The 19,768-nt window shown below is 45.1% G+C and carries 10 protein-coding genes; 4 read left to right on the top strand and 6 right to left on the bottom strand.

Annotated elements, in window-relative coordinates; translation table 11 throughout:
- Nucleotides 1-68 precede the first annotated feature (68 nt).
- From istA to IUA53_RS03840, 3 genes are all read left to right on the top strand, one after another.
- On the top strand, nucleotides 69-1,592 hold the full coding sequence (gene istA / locus IUA53_RS03850; protein WP_071979583.1) for an IS21 family transposase: 1,524 nt from the start codon (nucleotides 69-71) through the stop codon (nucleotides 1,590-1,592).
- Between the two features lie 9 nt (nucleotides 1,593-1,601).
- Nucleotides 1,602-2,336 carry an IS21-like element helper ATPase IstB gene (istB, locus tag IUA53_RS03845; RefSeq protein WP_071979584.1) on the top strand — a complete coding sequence of 245 codons (735 nt, stop codon included), beginning with the start codon at nucleotides 1,602-1,604 and terminating at the stop codon, nucleotides 2,334-2,336.
- Nucleotides 2,337-2,449: 113 nt separating this feature from the next.
- Complete coding sequence (locus tag IUA53_RS03840) at nucleotides 2,450-3,520, top strand: TonB-dependent receptor domain-containing protein (RefSeq protein WP_231401252.1); 1,071 nt, start codon at nucleotides 2,450-2,452, stop codon at nucleotides 3,518-3,520.
- Between the two features lie 83 nt (nucleotides 3,521-3,603).
- Here IUA53_RS03840 and IUA53_RS03835 read toward each other — a convergent pair whose 3' ends face one another.
- The 6 genes from IUA53_RS03835 to IUA53_RS03810 all read right to left on the bottom strand — a co-directional run bounded on the left by IUA53_RS03835 (nucleotide 3,604) and on the right by IUA53_RS03810 (nucleotide 16,736).
- Nucleotides 3,604-6,570: a glycosyl hydrolase 115 family protein gene (locus IUA53_RS03835; RefSeq protein ID WP_196898428.1), complete on the bottom strand. Its 2,967-nt coding sequence runs from the start codon at nucleotides 6,568-6,570 to the stop codon at nucleotides 3,604-3,606.
- A complete protein-coding gene (locus IUA53_RS03830) occupies nucleotides 6,567-8,093 on the bottom strand; it encodes a tryptophan halogenase family protein (RefSeq protein WP_196898426.1) in 1,527 nt (508 codons plus the stop codon). The genes IUA53_RS03835 and IUA53_RS03830 overlap by 4 nt, the downstream gene beginning before the upstream one ends.
- Nucleotides 8,090-9,646: a tryptophan halogenase family protein gene (locus IUA53_RS03825; protein WP_044448541.1), complete on the bottom strand. Its 1,557-nt coding sequence runs from the start codon at nucleotides 9,644-9,646 to the stop codon at nucleotides 8,090-8,092. The genes IUA53_RS03830 and IUA53_RS03825 overlap by 4 nt, the downstream gene beginning before the upstream one ends.
- 51 nt (nucleotides 9,647-9,697) lie before the next feature.
- The gene (locus tag IUA53_RS03820; RefSeq protein ID WP_196898424.1) at nucleotides 9,698-12,784 is read right to left on the bottom strand and encodes a TonB-dependent receptor; all 3,087 of its coding nucleotides are present in this window, start codon (nucleotides 12,782-12,784) and stop codon (nucleotides 9,698-9,700) included.
- 454 nt (nucleotides 12,785-13,238) lie between these two features.
- On the bottom strand, nucleotides 13,239-13,955 hold the full coding sequence (locus IUA53_RS03815) for a GntR family transcriptional regulator (protein WP_052806715.1): 717 nt from the start codon (nucleotides 13,953-13,955) through the stop codon (nucleotides 13,239-13,241).
- Nucleotides 13,956-14,126: 171 nt separating this feature from the next.
- Entirely contained in the window at nucleotides 14,127-16,736 is a 2,610-nt protein-coding gene (locus IUA53_RS03810; RefSeq protein WP_196898422.1) for a glycosyl hydrolase 115 family protein, read from the bottom strand.
- Between the two features lie 256 nt (nucleotides 16,737-16,992).
- Between IUA53_RS03810 and galB the strand changes: the two genes are divergently transcribed.
- Entirely contained in the window at nucleotides 16,993-19,710 is a 2,718-nt protein-coding gene (galB, locus tag IUA53_RS03805) for a beta-galactosidase GalB (protein WP_044448545.1), read from the top strand.
- Nucleotides 19,711-19,768: the final 58 nt, after the last annotated feature.

The following is a 19,768-nucleotide window of genomic DNA, read 5'->3' as shown; positions in this document are numbered from 1 at the left end:
TTTTTCTTCACCACCCGATCAGTCTTTTATGCTTGTTAACTTCTTTTAATTTTAAAGAGGAAACAAGTATGTCAAAACCTACTGACATAGAACGCGTTAAAGCGGTTCTCTATCTTAAGCTTGATGAAAACCTCAGTAACCGGGACATCGCCAGGAGACTGAATGTGGGGGCTGCCACTATATCTGATATTCTCGGTAAATTCAGAACCCTGGATTGTGGCTGGCCGTTACCTGAGCATGCCTCCGATCAATGGCTACATCAGTCACTTTATCCTGACAGGAAAGCGGGCCGTATTAAACCTGATTATGGCCTGATGGATATTGAACTGCGGCGTAAAGGTGTAACTAAACTGCTGCTCTGGGAGGAATATCAGGCTAATTACCCTGATGCTTGCTATAGCTACAGCCAGTTTTGCGACAATTATCGTGAATGGAAATCCCAGCAAAAGCGCTCGATGCGATTTACGCATAAAGCAGGCGAGAAGCTATTTATCGACTTCTGTGGGCCGACATTACCGATTGTAAATCCCGGCACCGGAGAAGTGCGTAATGCCCAGGTCTTTGTTGCGGTACTGGGCGCGTCAAACTACACCTTTGCGATTGCCACAGAAAACCAGAAGCTCGAAAGCTGGCTGGAGGCGCATGTGGCTATGTTTGCCTTCTTCGGCGGCGTGCCGCAATTGCTGGTACCGGACAATCTCAAGTCAGCGGTCACCAGAGCCTGTCGATTTGAACCTCAGTTGAATACAGCTTACCAGTCATTAGCGAATCATTATGGCTGCGCCGTGATGCCTGCAAGACCTCTGAAGCCAAAAGATAAAGCGAAAGCAGAAAATGCCGTACTCATTGTGGAACGATGGATAATGGCAAAATTGCGGCATCAGGTCTTCCATACCTTATCAGGCCTTAATGTTGCTATTCGGGCGTTACTGCATGAACTGAATCAGAAACCATTCCAGCGATTACCGGGAAACCGACAAACCTTGTTTGAATCGCTGGATAAACCAGAGCTGGCCCCGTTACCCACAACACCATGGGAATACACTGAAATCCATATTGCCAGAGTCGGTATTGATTACCATGTCTTGTACAAAGACCATTTCTACTCAGTTCCTCACCTCTTTGTCGGCAAGTCAGTTGAAATACAGGCTTCTAAGCGGCTTATTCGGATTTACTACCAACGCGAGTGCATTGCACAACACATGCGTAGTGACCGAAAAGGTGGCTTTACCTGTGTTGATGAGCATATGCCTGCCAATCATCAGCATCAGAAATGGTCACCCGGAAGACTCAAGAACTGGGCAAAGCAGATCGGCCCTTCCACACTTGAAGTCACCGACGCCATTCTGCAAAGCAAACCACATCCAGAGCAAGGTTATCGGGCCTGCCTTGGGCTACTTAACCTTGCAAAGAAATACGGCGAAAGTCGCCTGGAACAAGCCTGTCGCCGGGCTATTGATATAGGTAATCCCTGTCGAGCCAGCGTGAAATCGCTGTTGCACACCCACCTTGATAATGCCCCGAAAGTGGATGACGTTGAAACGCCCAATCTCACTCATCACAACATCCGCGGCCCTAAATATTACAAATAAGGAACTCAAATGAACGATCTACTCATCCAACAATTACAGCAACTGCGCATGACAGGGATTGCGGATATGTTAAAACAGCAACGCGCTCAACCCAACACCTACTGTGAATTAGCCTTCGAGGAACGGTTGTCCCTGCTGGTTGACCATGAAATGAACCAAAGACGGACAAACCGCATCAACCGACTTCGTAAACAGGCACGACTCAGGTTAAATGCAACACCGGAAGAACTGTCATACGACAATGGCCGCGGATTACAAAAGCCAAGAATGGCCGATTTATTAAATGGCGGATATCTTAGTCATCATCAGAATATCATTGTTACCGGAGCCACAGGTGGCGGTAAAACCTATGTAGCTTGTGCGCTTGGTGAACAAGCGTGTCGCCAGGGAATACGTGTTGGTTACTGGCGATTACCACGATTAAACGAGCACTTACACATCGGTCACGCTGATGGCAGTTACACCAAGCAGCTAGCAACGATAGCGAAACAACAGCTACTGATCCTGGATGACTGGGGACTGGAAAAACTCACCGTCAAACAGGCAACAGACTTACTGGAGGTGGTAGAAGACAGGCACGGCGTAAGTAGCACCATCATCTGTAGTCAGCTACCTGTAGAGCAATGGCATTCAATGATAAGTAACGGCACGGTTGCCGATGCGCTACTAGATCGCCTCATCCACAATGCTCACCGGATAACCCTCACTGGGGAGTCAATGAGAAAGCAACAAACCATGAGGTAAATACCTGTGGCAGACTGCGGTCTGCCACAACTACTGATCGGGCAAGCCATAATACCAGTGATCGGGTGTATCAGAATTGGGGTGATCGAGAGGCCGGAATTAGTGATCGGGAAATGCCTAATACGCAGATTAATGCCAGTTTTGGGGTTCGATACGAAGAAACAGATGTTGAGTCATACTCAGTACAGCGCCCGGTCGCTGGCTTTAATTGGATCACGCCAATTCAACTTTCAAAAGTATTAGCAGACGAAGAAGTCACCGAAATCCTAGAAGGTGCATACGAGCACTTCCTGCCCAATCTAGACATTAGTATGAACATTACTGATGATCTGATAACGCGGTTTTCGTACAGCAAAACCATCGCCAGAAGCAGCATTGGTGCCATGTTCCCGGCCACCAGCTTAGATTTACATCGCGCGGGCGGCCCCTTTAGAGCATCAAGAGGTAATCCGAATCTACTTCCTTTTGAATCAGAAAATATCGATTTATCGTTGGAGTATTACTATCAAGAGGGGAGCTATGTTTCTTTGGGTCACTTCCGTAAACAAGTAGACAACTTCATTGCCACCGGGCAGATAGAAAGCGAATTAGAAGGGCCTAACGGACCGTTAACCGACCCAAGCATTAACCCGCGGGGTGACTGCCCTACAGGTACTGCCTCAGATCCTATCGCTGATTGTGTTTCTCAGCCAGGTGACCCTATTATCCTATGGGAAATTTCTACGCCGCAAAACCTCGATGCCACTCGCGTATATGGTTGGGAATTTAACGTACAGCATCTGTTTGGCGAGACCGGCTTCGGCACTATCGTGAATTACACCATGGTAAATAGCGCAGATGAATATGATGTCTATTCATTAGAAAATGATTTTGCGCTAACGGGGCTAAGTGACTCTGCCAACTGGGTGGTGTTCTATGAACAAGACAATTATCAAGTTCGCGCGGCGTATAACTGGCGCGATGAGTTCTTACTTTCTGGCGGTTTAGAACCCACCTTTACAGAGGCCTACAGCCAACTCGACATTTCCGCCAGTTATGACATAAACGAATACGTTTCTGTGTTTCTAGATGGTATTAATATCACTGACGAAAGTACCCGCCGTCACGGCCGGTTTAGCAATCAGCTTATCGACTATGAAACATATGGCCCGTGCTACAACGTAGGCTTTAGAGGGAAGTTCTGATTAGACTAAAAAACTATCAGAAAACTACCTCGGTCGTGACAGCCGAAATAGATGTCGAAAACTAATAATTGTTGAACGCCTCACTAGTTGAGGCGTTTACTTTCAGGCGGGCCCAGATAACTCGGTTTTACGCCCCCCAAATTGGTAACGGGGCTATGAAAAGCGCCTTCAGATTTTATTGCTGGCGTTTTCAACCCTCCTGTATCAATAACAAATTTTTGAAATACTATTCCACTGTCTATCAACCATACTTTCAAGGTATGTTCACCGGCAAGTAACCCTTTGTGCTCCGATTTTTCGATTGCGATATGATTGCTCACTCGCTCCCCCCAAATGCCCTTTACATCATGTAAATTCAAGATTTGGGGCGGTTCGTCATCAATGGAAACAGCGAACTTTAGCCCCTCTCCTCGTTTAAAGTTATAGGTAGGTGCAAGGTAGCTCTCAAGGGTAATATCGGTATCGTCGAATAGCGTAAACGTATAGCTCAAATGTGGGGAGTTCTGAGTAAGCGACTGCGCAGCTAAATTTCCAGGAGATACCGTTACGGCTGAACGTGTACGCCCATAGTTTGGAATTGTTATCCATGACAATCCACTCTTACCTATAGCATGATCATAGTCTTCTGCATTGAAGGCAACCACACCATTATTTTCAACAAATCCTTTGCCGTTAGGGAATTCGTTTCTTATCGGTGCTGAAATAGAATACGTGGCATCACCACCGGAAAGTATGATTTCGCCTTCGCTATACCCCACTGGCGCTTTTTTCCAATCAATGGAGACAAAAATGCGCTCCTCAGTCGCAACCACACCTGCAGTCTGACTTAACTTTATCCAGTCTTGCTTAGCTTTTACCTGATACGCCAGAGCCGCCGCCCCTTTATTGAATACCTCAATGTAATATGCTTGATCATTTGCCGGGTCGAACTGAGGCAAGCGGTTGTGATAGTGCCACTTCAGTCCATCAAACCTCACCCCCCCAAAGTGATAAATGGTGCCGTACTCGACATGAAAACCAAGATCCGCTTTGTCGCCGGTATTGTGGGTATACTGAACTGCGGGCATGCTGTTAATAGAAGGCGAGTACCAGTTTGGATGACCAATATGCGTTTGCGCCATCATATGGTTCCACTTTCCATCGAGTAGTTCTTCGTGATACTCCCTGTGCAATACTTCATCTTTGTAAAACAGTTGCTTAGTCATATCAGCGTAGTAATTCGCAGACCGTGACGCCCCCCGCTCAACATAAAACTTATTCTTAGCCGCCGCCACATACATGGCATTAATGTTCGCTGCGGTTTGAACCGGGAATAGCACCAATTGATAAAAGCCTGCTTGATGTGATTGAGGCAATTGATTGTAGATTACCTGTGCCTTATCAACTAACGCATAGTAATCATCTACAACACGGTCAGCTTCGCGGTAGTGCTCTACGCTATAAGTCTTTGAGGTTAGCATTTCAGGGGTTCGGCGCGCATTGTATTTAGTATACATCGCCAGAATATCAGCAATCTGTTGTGCGTGTTTTTCTCCGAACTGTTGTGTTGCCCACTTTACATAATAATTCGGTAGATCTTGGTGACTGATAGCTTCTGGGTTCCATGCGAAATCTAGAAAGAAGCTGGTAGGTAACTCATGAGGCTTAATATCACCTACATTTACCACCCATATTCTATCGGCACCATGTTGGTACGCAAGATTCATCTGCTCCCATACCTTCTCTATTTGCGTGACATTCGCCCACTTATAAGATTTTGGTCCCCCTACGTAATCAAAATGATAGTAGATACCAAACCCGCCGCTTCGTTCTAGATCTGATTTTTTAGGAAGGCTCTTGATATTCCCCCAGTTATCATCGCAAAACAAAATAGTGATATCTTCGGCGACGCGGGTTCCTTTGTCCCAGTAATCCTGCATCTCTTTATAAATTGCCCATACTTGTGGCGTTTCATTTGCTGGCTTACCGGTAACACTCTGGATAATCTCACGTTGATCCTCAACGATGCGTTGCATCAATTCTACCTGCGTACCGCCTGGCAATGCGGTATCACCATCGCCTCGCATCCCCACCGTAACAAGACTCTCATAGTCCTTCATTCGCTCAATACCACCACGCCAGTATTCCTGGAAAAAGGCTTTATTTGTTTTATAGTCCCATGGACCGTAGTCTCCACGATACCACTCATCTGCGGCGCGCATCATAGGCTCATGGTGAGTGGTAGAAATAACAATGCCGTATTCATCAGCTAGCTGATGATTCAAGGGGTCGTCGGCAAAGAAGGCATGGGCGGAAACCTCTCTTGGGCCAGGCCACATTGCAGGCCACAGAAAGTTTCCCTTATTGCGCAAAATAAGTTCGTAGACTTTGTCGTAAAACTGGTGATTGTAGCTACCATAGTTTTCGACGACCCAACGAGTGAGTGATGGGTTCTCGTCATTAATAAAAATTCCACGGTATTTAACCTTCGGTTCTCCCGGAGAGTAATAGCCCGGTTTGACATACACATTTTTCTTACGTTGAATCGGCGTATCAGCCCACCAATACCAAGGAGATACGCCAATCTTTGCACTAAGGTCATACATACCATAAACAGTGCCTCGTTTATTACTGCCAAATATCACCAAAGCGCTGTCTATGTCTGACGTGGGATTATCTACCGTTTGCAATGCATAACTATCCCACTTTCCGCTAATCTCGCGGGCGTTAATTTTTCCCTCTGAAATCAGTTTATCTATTAGCGGGCTGTGGCCAATGGTGCCAATGATAACAGCAGTTTTCGCTTGAATATCACCGTTAACAATTGTTGGGGTCACCCCAGTCACTCGTTCGATATCTTTTTGCAAATGACCAATCACCTTTTGGACGCCAGAAAAATCCTTTGTGCTAATCCAAAGTGGTGCTGCACGCCCTTTATGGACAAGAGGGAATGCTCCCTGAATATTTTGCTCTTCAGTAACATAAGTGTTTGCATAGCTGGGCCTCATACAAACAATCACTTGTAAGCTAATAAAAACCGTAACTAACACGCCAATTCGCCAATTGTTCATATCATCACCTGCTTAGAAGATACACAATATGTATTGAGATAGTGCTTGTGTGTCGGCATCGCTTCTGCTGTTCTACGCACGCTTTTTCGCAACCCTTCCATATTATGAATCAGCGCTTGTTGCGGAATGCTATCCACCACCCCATTATATTGAGTAGGATAAATGCCTTGGCCAAGCATAACGGCAACCCAGCTATGGGGAGTAAACAATGCATCTGGTTTAATATCGACCTCTCCGCTAGATTGAAATAGTGTCATTGTGTCTTTCAGAGATTGAGGGATTTGCATATCACGAACATAGCGCCAAAACGCAGAATCGTTGCGTGATGTAGCGTTATAGTGAAGTACAATAAAGTCTCGAATATCTTGGTATTCAGAAGCCATCACCTGGTTATAACGTGTTTTTTCAGCGCCATTCCCACCACGTAGTGGCCATAATTCTATCAAATGCTGAATACCCACCTGCACCAAGTGAATACTGGTTGATTCAAGTGGTTCAATAAATCCTCCCGCCAGGCCAATGGCAACACAGTTATTTTGCCAAAAATTTCGCCGGTGGCCTGTTTGGAATTTCAGGTGCCTTGGTTCATGTAATGGTTCATCTTGAAGATTGTCCATTAACGACGCTAGTGCTTCATCCTGACTCAAGTACTTACTGCAATAGACATAACCATTTCCGGTTCTATTCTGCAGAGGAATTTTCCACCGCCACCCCGCGTCTTGTGCATAAGCTTGCGTAAATGGCTGAGGGTTTGTATCGCTTTTCGTTTGTACTGCTATAGCGCGGTCACAAGGGAGGTAACTTGACCAATCAATAAATTCACTGTTTAAACACTTTCCTATTAGCAAAGCACGAAAGCCGCTACAATCAATAAACAGATCCCCTTTAACCACTCGTCCATTTTCTAGCACTACAGATTGAATATCCCCGCTGGCCACATTTTGGTGTATATCTACGACCTTTCCTTCAATACGAGTAACTTGCCTTTTTTCTGCGTAGCGACGTAACAGTTTTCCGTAGGCTGCGGAATCAAAGTGATAAGCATGACGCATGGTTGAAATAATGGTGTTGGCGCTACCACTCGGTTGTGAAAAGCGGCCTAACTTGGCGGCGACTGTGCATAGATTGAAGTCACAAATATCACTGCCTATGCCCTCTGAAATCACACCTTCCCTAGCTAGTTTATTGAGCTTTAGCCAAAGTTGATGAAAAGGAATTTGGGGCATATCTTTGCCGAAAAAGCCAAAAGGGTGAAAATAGCTTTTTTCTTTTTGATACCAATCTATAAATTCAATACCTAGTTTAAAGGTACCTGAGCATTCACTAAGCATGTGATGCTCGTCAATGCCAAGAAATTGATTAAACTCAGCCAGTAGAGGAATTGTTGCTTCACCTACGCCAATGATACCAATTTCGTCCGATTCAATAAGTGTTACATCGGTATCTGGGGGGGAAATTCGAGCTAAAGCTGCCGCGCACATCCATCCCGACGTACCGCCGCCTACAATAACAACCTTTGTCATCGGCGACCTCCTTGGCTAGGCCGGAAACCACCTTCCACAACATCACTGATCAACGCCCTATGGCTTGGTACCGCCGACATAGCATGGAGGCTTTGCTGACGAATGCTCTCAAATTCATGACGCGCATCATCGTAAAAACGTAGTGCACCTGCCCTCGCGCTGATATCCGTTTTAAACCCCATACCATAAAGAATGTACTGCCAGCTGTTTTCATCAAAAATATCGTGACTGGCGTCGATATCTAGAAATGAGGGCGGCCTATGCCTCCATTGTGATAGTTTTCCTTTTAGGTAATCTGAAGCGGTTTCTGGAAGACGGTTTTCACGCCAGAATGGGGTGTCATCGCGTTCACTCAGGTAATAATGGAGCTTAATAAAGTCTTTCACGTGCTCGAAACGAGTACACATGGCTTTATTATACTGTTCAGCGGATTGCTCGTAATCTCCAGACCAAGGAAATAGATTACATATCATTAGTGCAGCCACTTCAGCAAAACTAATACCTGTGGCTTCCAATGGCTCAATAAATCCCGCAGACAAACCTACGCTAATACAGTTTTTATGCCATTGAGTCTTCCGATAGCCGGGTTCAAACTTCAACAAGCGATGCTGAAGTCCTTCGGCACTTGGTCCTATGTATTTTTTAAGTGCTTTTACTGCAGTTGCTTCATCACAATGCTCAGACGAATAGACGTAACCAACGCCTCGCCTTTGATGCAAACCTATGTCCCATATCCAACCCGCTTCCTGTGCCGTGGTATACGTACATGACGGAATATCTGCCTGAGGGTTATCGTAAGGTACTTGCAACGCTACAGCGCGATCGCAAAACAACTCTTTTTTATAGGAGGTAAAAGGTATACCCATGGCGTCACCAATTAAGCGGGCTCTGAAGCCCGTGCAATCGATGTATAAATCTGCGGTTAGTTCACCGTTTTGACGAGCAACAACAGAAGCGATAGCCCCTTCACTATCTAAATTAACCTTTTCGATAGTATCAACAAGCCGCCTTACCCCACCTTCCATTGCTTTATTTTTCAGTAGCTCTGCCAGTTTTGTAGCATCAAAATGGTAAGCATAATTTAATGGCGCATCATAGTTTGGATGAGTGATTAACTTTGGCGCTAATCTCTTCTTAATGACCGTATCTTGAACAGTACATGCTTGAGCCCATGGTACGTCACCTGCTACCCCTAACAACCAATAGGGAAGCAAGTCCATATCGGTATGCTGTGACGCGACCTGAAATGGATGAAGGTAACTATCATCGGGTTTATCCGCAGGATTGTATTTCCAATTGTTAAACCGGATCCCTTGTTTAAACGTGGCGTCCGCATGCTTAATCAGATCACTCTCATCAATACCAATACGCTTCATGGTTTTTCGAATAATAGGAAAAGTCCCTTCCCCCACTCCGAGAATACCAATCTCATCTGACTCAATAAGCGTGATTGATACGCCACCGGAGGTATCCGTCGCTAACATACGCGCCATGTAGGCTGCAGTCACCCAACCCGCTGTTCCACCGCCAACGATCAATACACGCTTTTTCATATCAATACCTCTGATTTCAATTATTCTTGTGTTCACACACCTATTGAGTAATTAAAAATCAAACCCTACGTGCAAACTTATTCGACGGTCAGCAATGAAAACAGCACGGTCTACAAATACGCCGTCCAAAATTTCCATCTCTGTGCGTTGTTCCTCATCGGTAAGGTTTTGTACATTGAGTTTTATATTAAACCTATCACTAAATCGGTAAGAAATACTTGCATCAAATCGACCTATAGCTGACGCGTAAACGGGTAGGCCGATTTGTATATCTTCTCCGGAGGTAGGATCGGTGTACACCCTCGTTGTACCAGAATCGTTAGTTGTTGTTAGGTAACGATCACGCCAGTTATAAGCTAACCTAGCGCTTATATTATCTTTGTCATATAACAATGTTGCTGAATATGACCACTCAGACAAACCGATTACGGGAACATTCAGCGAATCACCGTTAATATCCAAGGCAAACGCATTGGGGGCATCGTTATCGATAAAGGTTACGTTGCTATCTACGCCAAAACCGCTTAGCCAACCCGGTAGGTTGTCAAAATAGGTGCGTCCCCCCAATTCGAAGCCTGCAATTTTTGTATCTTCATCGGCGTTGAAATTCGTTCGACTCGATACCGGCCCATCAAGAAAGACGCTTTCATCACTACTCACCAAGGCAGACTGGGGGTAATCTTCTTCTGAAAAGAACCCACTGGCGGGTGCAGAAAAGTTATTGAACGTTATGTAGTTTTCGATGGTTTTGTGGAATAGCGACAAGTGCATCGAAGAACCTTTCTGAGGATACCACTCTAAAGAAATATCGTGATTGTAGGATATCTCTGGTTCTAGGAATGGGTTACCCGTGGTATTACTGTACCCTGAGAAAATATCAGGAATAGACACGTCTTGATCTGGGTATTGTGCATTAAGATCTTCGTTTATTGGATTGTCTGTGGTTTGAACACTCGCAGTACCTTGAGCACGAATATCTGGGTAACGTGGAGGTGTGAGTGTTTTCGTCAAAGCATAACGCGCGATAAGCTCTTCGGTAAGTTCGAATTTGACGTTTAATGAAGGTAACCAGTAACTATTGGAAAACTCCCCGATTCGATCAATTTCATACCCCACGCTTTCGCGAGTCAACGGTGGCTGAGACCCTTCATTTTCCTCCTGCCACGTGGCTACATTTTCCAAACCACCCATGGCGTCAATTGATGCTTGAGCATCTTCTAAGCTTGCATAGTAACGTGAGCCCCCCCTGAACACGAAGTTCCCCTTACTTTCAATATCATAATTAACCCAACGAAGGCCGAAGTTACCACTGAAATTGGACCACCAGCTGTCTCCGTAATTTTCAAAGCCAACCATGGCATATAATGACTGCGTTTTATGCTTAGTCTCATAAAATGCCGGCATTTGATCAAAGTTCGGATTTGGGGTTTCACCATACACGTAGTTAGATTGCTCAGGATCTGAGCACTGATAATAAAGATCCGGACCACATGCTGTATACGTGTTATATACGCGTTCAAATTGACTTGAATCATTTAACTGTGGGCTACCTACCCAAACGGCACCTGGTACAGCGGTGTCTCCCTTGAAGAAGTCCGAAAATTCCTCTAGATAAAAATCACCTTCTGGCGTTGTGTCAACAAAAGGTCTAGGCACACCATTCCAACCACGCCCCGTGGCCGACCACCACGTACCGACAAAATTGTCACTTTCACTTCTGTCCGCAGCACGTGCGCCCACCGCCACTTTTCTAAAAAAGTCATGCTCTAGAAACATGCTGCCATCAAGCTGGAAGGCATGTGCTTCACCGTCATTTGAACGATCCAGCCAGTTTATTCTTGAAAGGCCTGCATCGGCAGGATTGGTCGATAATGCCTCACCAAATGTTGCTCTGGGGATGCGACCCGATATATCGAGGTAGGTTTCGGCAACAACAGGCAAAACGGTGGTGCCCAAGCTGTATTTTCCAGAACTGGATTTCGCGTTAACGTATTGATAGCTACCGCTCAAATCCCAGTAATCTGCAATATAATCAAATCCGAAAGTATGATCTGCAGTTTTACTTGAAGAGGGACTAAAACTTGAGTTAGGCGAAGCGTTCAATCCAGAAGTCAAATTCGTACTGGAGATCACACCACTTTGGAATACACCATCGCTATCGAATTCAGCGCCATCTAGTACCCCCACAGAGGTGCCAGGTTCAATGGACAAAATCTGACTGTGGCGGTCGCTGTCACGCTCAGAAACAAAACTGGTATGATACAGTTCTAGTCCCTCTGAGGGCTTCCACTGCAAGGCAACATAATAACCATTTCGCACCCTTTCGAACTGATCTTGAGTATAACGAATCCCTGCGGGTACATACACGCGGTCTCCGTTATAGCTTGTTGCTTGATACGGTGGAAGAATAACGTTGCTATCGTGAGACGCTATTTTTGAATAGGCAAGGTTAACCAGTATACCGAATTCTCCCATATCGGTATCAATGCGGTTTGAAACCATCCCCGATAAAGCAGGTGTCACCTCTTCAGAAAAATCACCGTAATCTGCAGTGACTGACGCATCAGCTTTGAAGCCTTCGAAATCAAAAGGCATGCGTGTTTGCAAATCAACGGTACCGGATACCCCCCCTTCAATAAGATCGGCTCGGCTTGCCTTATAAACAGTAACGGCTTTAAGTAATTCTGGACCCACATCTGCCCAACTTAGGCCCGATCCTCCATTGGCAGAAAACACTTCGCGCCCATTAATCAGTGTTTTCGTTTTACTTAGCCCCCGCACTTGTACACCTGAGCCTTCGAAGGCATAACCATCGGGTGAGCCTTCTGCTCCGGCTCTAATTCTGTTCATTGTCACACCAGGTGAACGCTCAAGAATTTCTAACAAAGATGTGCTCGGTACCTTACCTGCTTCATCAAGAACAATAGAATCACCAATAGTATCTGCGGCACGTTTCAAGTCGATAGCATCTTCTAATGATTGCCGTTGCCCCGTCACGGTGATCAGTTCAACGTCCTCTGTTTCAGTGTCTGATGTCGGTTCTATTTTACCGTTTTCCTCTTTAGAGGCTTGTACCGTCTTTTTATCCTTTTCTACGTCTTCTTCATTCGTACTTTGCCCAAATGCAGGCGTAGTCATTGACATGATCGCTAAAGACAATAGCGAAAGTTTAAAATTTGGATATGTCTTTTTCGTTGTGTCTATTTTTGTATCAAGGGGGTGAGATTTTATTGTTCTAAAACTAGGCATTGCAGCAGCCCTCCACATTGGTTGATATCAGGCCCCAACCTGACATTGTGCTTCATATGTAACCCTGGACGCCCAACAAACATACTTGTATACAACTCGTATTGGACCATTGCATTATCCCTCATTAAATTAACAAAAAAGTTACTTTTATTAACAACAAGGTTACTTTTGTTTGAAGAAATGGTGTAAAAACGGGGTAAAAGCAGATTTTTAATCGATAAAAATGATGAATTTATCCATCAGGGTGTTTGCAGCAAATTCCTCAGAGAAAAGAGTATTAAATGAGGGCTTAACTTAGCAACGGCGGTGTGGCTGATAAGTATACTTTTGAACGGTCAAACGATTAGATAAAAAACTCTGGATGGTCGATGGGCAGGCGATCCAGTACTTTGTAGACTTCACGTAGGTGAACAGCCATGGCTGCAATGACTGCCTGTCGATTACCTGACCGCATAGCATCAACAATGACGCGATGTTGTTCGATTACTCTTCTATATTGGCCTGCCATATGAAGACTCAGGTTTCGCACACGATCCATATGCGCTTTTTCTTGCTCAATCATGTTACTGACCCGTGCATACCCTGTATGGTTCGCGAGGAGCTGGTGAAAATCATCATCAAGCGATTGAAACAAGAGCGCATCATCAATAGCCGCTGCCGCTTCCTGCTTTTGGATTATTGCTTCGGCTTGTGAAAAAAGTTGAGGTTTTGCATGCTCTGCCAAGTAGCTGACGACTGAAATTTCGAGCGCCTCACGAATAAACCTTGCTTCTAAAATGGCTTCTTTGCTTAAGCGAGAAACGTAAGTTCCACGCTGTGGACGCACGTCAACAAAGCCCAGATTAGCAAGCTTAATTAATGCTTCTCTCACCGGTGTTCGACTAACACCAAAATGTGTTGCTAACGCGGTTTCCGATATAAGCTGTCCGGGTTCGAGTTGCATACTGACGATTGCATCACGAATGAACCCGTATACCTGGCTACCTGCAGGACGGCTATAATCTATTTGCTTTGCATATTCTGTAACGTGTTCTAAGAACTGAACTGACTTACTACTCACAGCGATAACCTCCTACATAGCGAGTCGACTATCGCTGTAGTTTACTAAGTGTTTAAAGGTAGTTCACGGTCTTTCAACGCATCTTTCTAAAGCTTATGCGAAAGCACAGGTCGAAAGGCGTGGAAATGTCACATAGACTACATCACATAATCCACGCACTAACTATATTACCTACTCCGTACCAAATAGCTCACTAAAAAAACGACTGATAGCAGACTGAGTCTCTGGCTTTGATTTTCGCGTGAACGCAATTTTCAGCTTTTCAAGCACTAGGTTATCATCAATACGATACACAGTAAGGTTATGAATACCTTTATCCAGATCATTCACCTCCCATTGTAATGTTTGCTTATTATTGATTACCGCCTTTGCCCATGCCTTTTCCTCTGCCGTTCGTTGTGCGCCCCCTGTAGCATGCAAATCAAAACTGAGGATTTCTGCTGGTCTATCGTCAATTGCAATTCCCATTCTAATACCACCGCGGGCATAGGTATCTAGTGTGGGACTCAATTCTATTGTAATAATCGCATCACCATAAAAAGGCTGATCGATTTCATAGGTGAGTGACACGTTATCCTCAATGCGGGTAGGCCCCTCGCCTTGAGGCAATACGATAACACCAGCTTTGGCTTGGCCGAGATGCTCCACCTTCGCCCACCCCAACTTTTTATTGTTATTCGCTTTTACATAGTCAGCAGCATGAATGACCTGCTTGCTCTCGGGTAACGGCACCTCTTCAAATTCAACATCAATATCATTTTTTCCACCATAAATAGTGGATACGACAGGCATGGTCTGCTGTTCAGGGTCGTTCCAAGTCACATAATTCATATGTACTTGGTTAATCATACCATCCCACTTTCCATCGTTAATTGAATGGTATTTGTCCGTCAATGCTTTATCTCTCGCAAAATTCGTTTCAACGATATTTTTGAAATAATTAGCGCGAGCATCACCTGCATCCACCAATTTTTGATTCCAAGCAGCGGCAAAATACATTTCATAAAGATTGCTCATTGATGCAATGGGCCATTCTACGAGTTGAAAAAATGCTGAGTAATGTGTATCGCTTATTTTAGCTTTTACTTTTTCCATATCAGCCTCAAGTATTTGCCATTTACTATAGTGCTGATAAAACTCCCCCGCTTTTAATGCAGGCGCCGATACCTCTCCTACCGCAAATGTATCTTGATTAAGCAACTCGGGCTTTCTCATTGCGGCATAGGTGCCATAGCGCGCTAATAAGTCGCCAATATCATTCGCTAAATCCACGCCAAACGATTGCTTAGCAAAGTCACTTGCGTAGTCTTGCAGTGCCTGTGTGTCCATTTTTTGAGGATCCCATGCCATCGTTAAGAAGAAATCAATGGGAAACTCTATGGGCTTGAGATCCCCTACATTCACGACCCACAAGTCCTTTGCACCGCGTTCATAAGACAAATTCATTTGTTGCCATACCTTGCCAATTTGCACGGTATTGGTCCATTTATAGTTGCGAGGAACCCCGACGTAATCAAAATGGTAATACACACCAAAACCACCTTCTCTATCAACATTCTTTGTTGGCAGGCGTCGTACAAGTCCCCAGTTGTCGTCGGCAAAAAGCAGCGTAACATCGTCCGGCACTGTCATTCCCTTGTCATAGTAATCTTGAACTTCCTTGTATAACGCCCAAACCTGCGGAGTTTGCTCAGCGGGTTTTCCTGTCACATCAGCAATAATTGCGCGTTGGTCATCCACAACTTTTTCTAGTAGTTCTATTGCGGTTCCTTCAGACATGGGCTCATCGCCATCCCCTCTCATTCCAACAGTCACGAGTGACTCATAGGGCTTTCCGTTCCCCTTTGACATCATACGCTCGATACCACCGCGCCAGAATTCTTTAATACTTTCCCGGTTTGTTTCGTAATTCCAGGCGCCACCACCGGCTGGATTTTCTGACTTGCGGTGCCATTCAGCATGTGCACGAGTCATAGGTTCATGGTGTGACGTCCCCATAACCATTCCCATATTATCCGCTAACGCTGTATTTTGAGGGTCGTCCAGATGAAACGCTTTACCCCACATTGCTGGCCAAATGTAATTCCCCTTTAATCGCAGAATTAAATCGAACACATGTTCATACATACCCGCATTAACGCCGCCAAACTTTTTCTGAGCCCATCCTTTTAAAGCAGGGTCTTCGTCATTGATGAAGATCCCTCTATAGCGAACCTTGGGTTTATCCTGCGTACTCCCTGCAGTAATAAAAACATTGCTCTTCAGCTCTGTGGGAACGTCGGCAAACCAATACCAGGGCGAGACCCCCATTTGCTCTGATATGTCAAAGGTACCAAAAATAGCACCTCGACGGTCAGCCCCTACAACCACTAATGCGTGCTCAACGCCGGGTGATGGCTCTTCGACTACGGCTATTTGGTAAGCCTCCCATTGCCCTTTAATCTGCGATACATCTAACTTGCCTTTTTGTACTAGTTCATCAATCAATATATCTTCACCTAGCACACCAATTATCACAGCTGGCTGAGAAATTGACTGGCTTTGCGATATACCTGCTGGTGTGCCCCCCACCCGCTGAATATCCTGTGAAAATGCCTTAGCGACTCGCTTAACAGCGGAATCAGCGCTAGGAGAAATAATGATAGGTAATGGTTGACCGTCACTAATTAATGGCAGTCCTTCATTATCTTGGAAACAAACAGATGCTGGTTTTTCGCAGGCAAAAATTACCGGTGAAAATAGTGCGCAAAGTATGGGTACCGACTTTATGATCGCTTTCATATGGATTATTCACTCAAATAACGGGGTTGTTTATAAAATGTAAACACAGTATTTGCGCCATAACAACAACTAGTATACAAGTATGCATTATGTTTTTTTAGTTTCGTATTTTGGTTTTTCCTCTGTTAATACAGGGGTATTTGAGAAATTTCGTATGCCATTTACTTAATTAGTTATTGTCTTTTAAATGAATTGCTTCGCTGTATATTTGCTTGATACGACGATAGGTCACATTTTATTAACAGGAATTCTAGGTATGCTATTTATTCGCAATTATAAGGGGCTGCTTGCCCTTACCATGCTACTGTTAGCCACGAATGTTACAGCCAGCCAACGAGAAAAAATTGATCTTACTGGAGAATGGCGATTTTACCGCTATGCCGATAATCAAACGCCTGATAGTTTGATTTACGACACTCGCCCCAACGTTCACCAGTTTAACGACAGTCAAGCGGCGGATACTCGCCCTTCCGATGCGATAACAGTTAATAGCCAAGATGGCGTATTAAAACCCTGGATTCTCCCCACGGGAAATGCGTTTATTGCTAACCCCAATAAGCGTCATATAAGACCCGAAGGGGAACCAGGCAAAGATTTTCCATTTGTTCAGAAAGCGTTCGATGACAGCCATTGGAAAGTGGTGAATTTACCTCATGACTGGGCCATCGCTGGACCATTCTATAGTGGCAACAACCCTAAAGTGGGTGGCGGTATGGGTCGTCTACCCTCCCATGGGGTGGCGTGGTATAGAAAGCAGTTTACGCTTGCTAATGACGATAAAAATAAACGCATTTATCTGCATATAGACGGCGCAATGTCTTACTCAATGGTATGGTTAAATGGCCATCTTGTCGGGGGCTGGCCTTATGGCTATAGCTCTTATCAACTTGATCTTACGCCCTATGTCACTGTTGGACAAACCAATCAACTTGCTATTCGACTTGATAACCCGCCGAAATCTTCTCGCTGGTATCCCGGCGGCGGTATCTATCGAAATGTATGGTTAGAAAAAACCGCACAGATTCATGTCAGTCAGTGGGGAACGCAGGTGATCACACCTACCGTGTCTAAGGACAAGGCCATGATATCGATTACCACATCAATCAGAAATCATACGAAAAATAATCAGAACGTGAGTCTTCAACATCATATTTATGAGCTTTCAACGCAAGATACCCTTAGCGAAAAGCCGGTATTAAAGCTTCCTTCCCAAGCTTTAACGTTAGCTTCTGGAGAAGAACAAAAAAGCCAAGCGACTTCTGTGTTAAAGAACCCCAAGTTATGGGGGCCTATACCCCATCAAACACCCCATCGCTATGCAGTGGTTACGTCAGTCATACAGAATGGAAAAACACTTGACCAATACACCACGCCCTTCGGTGTTCGCAAGTTGGCGTTCAACCCTGATACCGGCGTGGTCGTCAATGGTGAGCACATTCCGCTACAAGGTGTTAACCAGCACCATGATTTGGGCGCCCTGGGCGCTGCATTTAATTTGCGGGCCGCCCAGAGACAATTAAACATTCTTCAGGAAATGGGGGTAAACGCTATTCGCATGGCACATAATCCTCCCGCGCCCGAACTTCTGACGTTAACGGATAAAATGGGAATTCTAGTATTAAACGAGTCGTTCGACAGTTGGTACAAGAAAAAGACACCACTTGATTTTCACCTTATTTTTGCCGATTGGCATGAACAAGATCTTCGCGCGCTAGTTCGACGCGACAAGAACCATCCTTCGGTGATCATGTGGTATATCGGTAATGAAGTTGGAGAACAATATACCGGAGAAGAAGGGGCTGAAATCGCCTTAAAACTAAAAAGTATTGTTAAGAGTGAGGACCCCACCCGCCCTGTTACTGCATCTATGAATTGGGCTAAGGCTGATTTCCCGTTTAGCGCAGCTATGGACGTAATAAGCCTAAACTATCAAGGGGAAGGCATCCGCCAAGAGCCTGAGTTTAAAAATACCGACCGTATTCGCACTCCCCCCTCTTATCCCGCTTTTCGCGAAGCACACCCCGATAAAGTAATTTTATCTAGTGAAACAGCCTCCGCTTACAGCTCTAGAGGGCTTTACTTCTTTCCTGTTACACCGAAAACCAGTGCTCCGGTTCGCGATGGTCTTGGTGGAAATTCAAAAATTCATCAAGTCAGTAGCTACGAGCTACATGCCGTAGATTTTGGGGCATCAGCCGATAAAGTTTTTCGCTATCTAGATACCTACCCTTTTGTTGCTGGCCAGTTCGTATGGAATGGTTTTGATTACCTAGGTGAACCCACGCCCTACTATGCCGCGCGAAGCTCTTATTCCGGGATGATCGACCTGGCTGGTTTCAAAAAGGATCGCTTCTACCTCTATCAGAGCGAATGGCGACCGGATCTGCCTATGGCTCACATTCTTCCCCATTGGAATTGGCCCGGTAGAGAGGGAGAAATCACCCCTATTCATGTGTTTACCTCCGGAGATGAAGCAGAGCTATTTATTAATGGGCAATCCCAAGGGAAGAAAAAGAAAGGCCCCTTTGAATATCGACTTCGCTTTGATGATGTTCGCTACACGCCAGGAACAGTAGAAGTAGTTGCCTATAAGAACGGCAAGCGATGGGCAACCGACAGCGTAACAACTTCTGGCGCCCCCTCGGGTTTACGTTTATCCGCAGATCGCAATATCATCAATGCCGACGGAAAGGATCTATCATTTGTTACCGTTGATATCATAGATAAAAAGGGTAATCCAGTACCCACTGCGACTCACCGCGTTCACTTTTCTCTCACTGGGCCTGGCCGGATAGTCGCAACAGATAATGGAGATTCGACAAACTTCACTCCATTTCCTTCTCACGAAAGGAAGGCGTTTAGTGGAAAGCTACTTGTTATCATTCAAAGTGAGCACAACAAGCCTGGAGAATTAAAGCTTACCGCGAGCAGCCAAGCTTTAGAGCCTGCAGTCCTGACACTGCGTGCAAACTAAGAATTAACGTGTGCAAATGGCGGCTTATTCAGCTGCCCTTTTGCAGATTCAGTTTATA

Source organism: Alteromonas sp. B31-7 (assembly GCF_015767655.1).
Lineage (GTDB): Bacteria > Pseudomonadota > Gammaproteobacteria > Enterobacterales > Alteromonadaceae > Alteromonas > Alteromonas australica.
Note: the sequence above shows the minus strand (reverse complement) of the source record. Positions and strands in the feature narration are given on the sequence as shown.

What these genes read in the sequence shown, in the direction of transcription:
- IUA53_RS03825 (WP_044448541.1), bottom strand. Translation starts at nt 9,646, where the DNA reads ATGAAAAAGCGTGTATTGATCGTTGGCGGTGGAACAGCGGGTTGGGTG.
- IUA53_RS03820 (WP_196898424.1), bottom strand. Translation starts at nt 12,784, where the DNA reads ATGACTACGCCTGCATTTGGGCAAAGTACGAATGAAGAAGACGTAGAA.
- IUA53_RS03835 (WP_196898428.1), bottom strand. Translation starts at nt 6,570, where the DNA reads ATGAACAATTGGCGAATTGGCGTGTTAGTTACGGTTTTTATTAGCTTA.
- istA (WP_071979583.1), top strand. Translation starts at nt 69, where the DNA reads ATGTCAAAACCTACTGACATAGAACGCGTTAAAGCGGTTCTCTATCTT.
- IUA53_RS03830 (WP_196898426.1), bottom strand. Translation starts at nt 8,093, where the DNA reads ATGACAAAGGTTGTTATTGTAGGCGGCGGTACGTCGGGATGGATGTGC.
- IUA53_RS03840 (WP_231401252.1), top strand. Translation starts at nt 2,450, where the DNA reads ATGCCTAATACGCAGATTAATGCCAGTTTTGGGGTTCGATACGAAGAA.
- galB (WP_044448545.1), top strand. Translation starts at nt 16,993, where the DNA reads ATGCTATTTATTCGCAATTATAAGGGGCTGCTTGCCCTTACCATGCTA.
- IUA53_RS03810 (WP_196898422.1), bottom strand. Translation starts at nt 16,736, where the DNA reads ATGAAAGCGATCATAAAGTCGGTACCCATACTTTGCGCACTATTTTCA.
- istB (WP_071979584.1), top strand. Translation starts at nt 1,602, where the DNA reads ATGAACGATCTACTCATCCAACAATTACAGCAACTGCGCATGACAGGG.